This window comes from Streptomyces sp. NRRL S-350 (genome assembly GCF_000719705.1).
Classification (GTDB): domain Bacteria; phylum Actinomycetota; class Actinomycetes; order Streptomycetales; family Streptomycetaceae; genus Kitasatospora.
Window position 1 is genome coordinate 1 of sequence record NZ_JOHO01000133.1, and the last position, 4310, is coordinate 4310.

General features: G+C 69.4%; 7 protein-coding genes. 5 read left to right on the forward strand and 2 right to left on the reverse strand.

Annotated elements, in window-relative coordinates; genetic code table 11:
• Positions 1–108: transposase (locus IF30_RS0139870; RefSeq protein WP_030247880.1), on the reverse strand; the 108-nt coding region annotated here is incomplete at its 3' end.
• A gap of 67 nt (positions 109–175) precedes the next feature.
• Here IF30_RS0139870 and IF30_RS0139875 point away from each other — a divergent pair.
• From IF30_RS0139875 to IF30_RS0139880, 3 genes are all read left to right on the forward strand, one after another.
• On the forward strand, positions 176–610 hold the full coding sequence (locus tag IF30_RS0139875; protein ID WP_030247882.1) for a hypothetical protein: 435 nt from the start codon (positions 176–178) through the stop codon (positions 608–610).
• A gap of 12 nt (positions 611–622) precedes the next feature.
• Entirely contained in the window at positions 623–1066 is a 444-nt protein-coding gene (locus tag IF30_RS48465; RefSeq protein WP_158835977.1) for a hypothetical protein, read from the forward strand.
• Between the two features lie 285 nt (positions 1067–1351).
• A complete protein-coding gene (locus IF30_RS0139880; RefSeq protein ID WP_030247883.1) occupies positions 1352–1792 on the forward strand; it encodes a hypothetical protein in 441 nt (146 codons plus the stop codon).
• A gap of 385 nt (positions 1793–2177) precedes the next feature.
• On the opposite strand, the gene IF30_RS0139890 is transcribed toward IF30_RS0139880, so the two are convergent.
• The gene (locus IF30_RS0139890; RefSeq protein WP_051712255.1) at positions 2178–2804 is read right to left on the reverse strand and encodes a TetR/AcrR family transcriptional regulator; all 627 of its coding nucleotides are present in this window, start codon (positions 2802–2804) and stop codon (positions 2178–2180) included.
• Between the two features lie 94 nt (positions 2805–2898).
• On the opposite strand from IF30_RS0139890, the gene IF30_RS0139895 reads away from it, so the two are divergent.
• Complete coding sequence (locus tag IF30_RS0139895) at positions 2899–3321, forward strand: nuclear transport factor 2 family protein (protein ID WP_030247887.1); 423 nt, start codon at positions 2899–2901, stop codon at positions 3319–3321.
• Positions 3321–4175 carry an NAD(P)H-binding protein gene (locus tag IF30_RS0139900; protein WP_030247889.1) on the forward strand — a complete coding sequence of 285 codons (855 nt, stop codon included), beginning with the start codon at positions 3321–3323 and terminating at the stop codon, positions 4173–4175. The genes IF30_RS0139895 and IF30_RS0139900 overlap by 1 nt, the downstream gene beginning before the upstream one ends.
• The last annotated feature ends 135 nt before the right edge of the window (positions 4176–4310 follow it).

The following is a 4310-nucleotide window of genomic DNA, read 5'->3' on the forward strand; positions in this document are numbered from 1 at the left end:
GTCCTTCTCCGCCTGGATCGCGTGGAGCATCCGGGAGAACGTGCCGTCCAGCGCCCACCGGCGGAAACGGGTGTAGAGGGTCTGCCAGGAGCCGTAGCGCTCCGGCACGTCCCTGGGCAGTCACCTTGAGTTCTTCGAAGCCCTGCTCAACCCGCCGGCCGCGGAACGCTTTGCAGTGATCAGCGGCCTGCCCCTGGGGCGGCTGTCAGCGGCACTCCCGGCCCTGGGCTGGGCCCGCCAGCACGCCCCGGACCTCTTGGAGAAGAAGACCCCGGCCGTCCGGTTCCAAGCCGCCATGGGCTACACCCGCCGAGCCTGCCCCCACTGCGCGAGCCGGCGCAACACCGCGCCGCCCCGCCTCCATCTGCCCATCACCCGGGTCATCTGCACCCGCCACCAGCACTGGCAGAGCGTCACCCTCAGCGGATCGTGGACCACCGTGAGAGAACGGCCGCCGTTCCCACCACCGGTCGATCTGACCCCGCTCGCCGGCATGACCGCCGCTCAAAGGCGACTGGCTCAGGTCCTCCGTCGCTACGGCCCCAAGGTCCTGGTCATGAGCGTCCGTGACGCCCGCTCGATCACGGAGAAGTGGGCCGCAGGCAGGTGAGGCGAGCCGACGATGCTGCAACGCTGGCAGACACGCGCACGCCAACTGGGCTGGCCCGCTGCGGCGGAGACGAACACGCAGAACAGCGAGCTCGGCGCGATCGTCTCGCACCCTGAAATCGCGACCCTGGCCGCCTTCTTGGCACCAGTGACCGTCGCCCCGGCCGAGTTCTTCTACGCAGAGAACAAGGACAAAATCCGCGCGCTGGTCGACCGGACGAGAGCGGCACTGGGGCTGGCACCCCTCCCAGCCGCTGCTTGCCAGTGGCCATGCAGTGCCCCCCGCACATCAGCGGATGCGATCTGGAACCACATCGACCAGGTCCGGCTGACGCGAGGGCGTCACCGATGGCGCCAACTAAGAAGTGCCATGATCCCTGAGCTGGGCATCCCCGATCCGTCTCACCAAACCTGGCAATCCGCAGCTCGGAATAGTCGCGTCCGCCATGATCAGTGAGACCGGACAGACACGGCCGAGCAGCGGGCGGAGGCCTTCGAGGCGCTGCGCCGCGCGGCGTGCACCATCCCGACGCTCCGGTTCGGCGAGCCGGACCGGCTCGACGACCTGGACCTGACGGTCGGTGAGGGCTGGCTCCTCGCCTCCTGGGACGACCCGCAGGCCGAGGACGTCCACCAGCTCCTCTACCGGCGCCGGCCGATCGGCTGGACCGCGCCGCTGCCGGACGGCCCGTGGGGGAAGGCCGGGCACATCGCCGCCAAGCACCGGGGCTCCAAGGCCGCCGTGGTCCTGACGGACCCGGCCAGCGGGGCCAGTACCCACCGCTCCGTCGGCCAGGCCCTGGACGTCCTGCACCGCACGCACATCGAGCTGCTGCGCCCCGAGCGGGCGATGCCCGGCGTGCAGCGCCTGGCTCTCAAGCGCCCGACCGGCTGGATCACGCCCTCCGCCCGCGGCCTCGGTGACCCCGACCGCGAGGCGCTCGGCGACGGCCTGCCCCTGCTCACCTGGCCCGACCACCCGGGCGTCCAGGAACTCCAGCAGGGCGGCCGGCCGGTCGGCTGGACCGAGGAGTACGACGTCCAGCGCGGAACCTGGACCGCCCTGATCGACAGCAGCCTCGTCGCCGACGCCGCCAGCGGCGAACCCCTGCGCTGCCCCGGCGCCGAAGGCGCCCTCGCCCTGCTGCGCCGGGCGCTGGGGGAGGACCTCACCCGCTGGTAGGCCGGGCCGGCCGACGCGGCCGCGCGCCAGCCCGCGCGCGATGGACAGCTCCAGCAGCGCGCGGCGCGCCCATGGACAGGCCGCGCGCACCGCACCGCGCGTACCTCGCCCCGCACCGCGTCGGCTTCCGCCAAAGGCCGGTGCGGTAGTCGCGCCGCTACCGCACCGCAAGTCCGATCGTCACCCGTGGCCCACGAAATGCAACAACATGTGGTTCCACATCGGCGCCGCGAGCACCTCGCACTACGCGGCACTACGGACGCTCCTCATCGAGGTCGGCGACGACCTGGCGCGCAAGATCGACACCTCACGACCGGAACGGTAGTTCCAACAATCGTGACCAAGTTCCATCGATCAGCCGGAGCCCGCTATGGCATGAACGCCTTCACTGGTGGCATTCGACGTCGGTCCAGGTTGTTCGATCCAGTGGTACACGGGCTTCCAGGGCTCTGACGGTGAAGGCCGCCAGCTGAGTCCGCATCTGCTCACGAGTCATCCGCTGTTGGCCGACGAGGTGTTCGACGAGGTCGGCGCGGGTGGCAGCAAGCAGAGCGTGTGCAGTGAAATCGCTGTCGGCAAGCCCGGGAATCTGCTCCAGTGCGGCCTGGAGCGTGCTGTGCCACCGCTCGTAGTGTTCTGCCGCGTATGGGCTGTCGCCGCCGGTTCCCTCCAGTGCCAGGGCGAGGTGGCGGTTGTCGATCTTGAAGCACAGCACGGCGTCGAGGAGGGCGGGTACGCGCTCCAGTGGCGGGGTGTTGGGCCCCAGAGGTGGTGGCCCCTCTTCGACGGCGAGCCTGATCGGTGCGAGCCGCATCTCGTAGAGCGCGTGGATCAGGCCGGTGCGGTCGCCGAAGCCGCGGAAGAGCGTTGCCTTGCCGACGCCGGCCGCTGCCGCGATGTCAGCCATGGTGACCGCCTCAGGGCTCCCGCAACGGGCGAAGAGCGTGTCGGCAGCCGCAAGGACGGCCTCCCGGTTGCGAGTGGCGTCCGCGCGTGGCTTGCGTTCGGGCATGCGGTTCCTCCAATTGCAAAACGGACCCTGGGTCCGTATCGTCGAACGCATGAAACGGACTCGGGGTCCGTATCGTACGGGACGGAGCACCCCCATGAGCACGAACACCGCACCGGTGGACCTGTACCGCCACGGCCTGCAAGCGCTGCTGGACAAGGACATTCCCGCCTGGGTCGACCTGTGGGACGAGAACGGGATCTTCGAGTTTCCTTTCGCGCCGGAAGGCTGGCCGAAGCGGCTGGAGGGCAAGGCGGCCCTCGCCGAGTACATGCGTGACTACCCCGACCACATAGACCTTCACGACTTCCCCTACGTGGAGATCCATCAGACCACCGCCCCCGAGACCATCGTGGTCGAGATGCGCGGTGTCGGCCGTCTGGTGGACACCGACAGCCCCTTCGACATGTCCTACATCGCCGTGGTCACTGTCAAGAACGGCCTCATCGCCCACTACCGCGACTACTGGAACCCGCTCGCCGTCCAGAACCCCGCCACTCACTTCGCCGAGAGCAACTGATGAACGAATCCCAGAAGTTCACCCTGGTCATCGGGGTCACCGGCACCACCGGGAGCCGCGTCGCCGCCCGACTGGGCGCCACGGGCCGGCGCGTCAAGGCCGCCAGCCGACGCGCCACCCCCGTCGACGGGGCCAGTCCCGTGCGGTTCGACTGGGACGACCCCGGGTCCTTCGAGGGTGCACTCGAAGGCGCGGACCGGGTCTATCTCATCCCGCCGATCGGCTCTCCGGATCCGGCAGCCGTCATGCTGCCCTTTCTCCGGCAGGCCCGCACCGCAGGAGTCCACCGCGCTGTCCTGCTCAGCTCGTCGGCGATCCCCGCCGGAGGACCTGCCGTGGGACAGGTTCACCAGGCCCTGCCTGGCCTGTTCTCCCAGTGGGCGGTCCTGCGGCCCTCATGGTTCATGCAGAACTTCACCGCCGACCATGCGCACGCCCGGACCATCCGAGCGGACGGGACCATCCGAACGGCAACCGGCGAGGGCCGCGTCGGGTTCGTCGACGCCGACGACATCGCTGCCGTCGCCGTGCATGTGCTGACCGAGGCGCAGGCCCCGAACACCGACCTGATCATCACCGGGCCCCAAGCCCTGAGCTACGGCGACATCGCCGCCGTCCTCACGCAGGTCACCGGCCGGACCATCACCCACCGTCGGCTGACCTACGAGCAGATGCGCGACCGCCTGGCGGCCGACATGCCCGCCGAGTTCGCCGCGCTTCTCGCCGGCATGGACCACGCCATCGCCGAAGGTGCCGAGGACCGCACCACTGACACTGTCCAGCGCCTCACTGGCCGCCCGCCGCGCAGCTTCCGCGCTTTCGCGGAACGGGAGATGATCCGAATCCGGAGCTGACATCCACCAGTTCCAACATGCGTGACCAAGTTCCAACTAGACGAGTAGTTCCGAAGTCAGCTGGGTTTGCCGGTTCTGCTCCGGACATGCGGGGAGGGTGTCCAGCATTCGGGTTGTGACGACCGAAGAGCTGGA

Coding starts and splice junctions, on each gene's coding strand:
- IF30_RS48465 (WP_158835977.1), top strand. CDS start 623: ATGCTGCAACGCTGGCAGACACGCGCACGCCAACTGGGCTGGCCCGCT.
- IF30_RS0139890 (WP_051712255.1), bottom strand. CDS start 2,804: ATGCCCGAACGCAAGCCACGCGCGGACGCCACTCGCAACCGGGAGGCC.
- IF30_RS0139895 (WP_030247887.1), top strand. CDS start 2,899: ATGAGCACGAACACCGCACCGGTGGACCTGTACCGCCACGGCCTGCAA.
- IF30_RS0139900 (WP_030247889.1), top strand. CDS start 3,321: ATGAACGAATCCCAGAAGTTCACCCTGGTCATCGGGGTCACCGGCACC.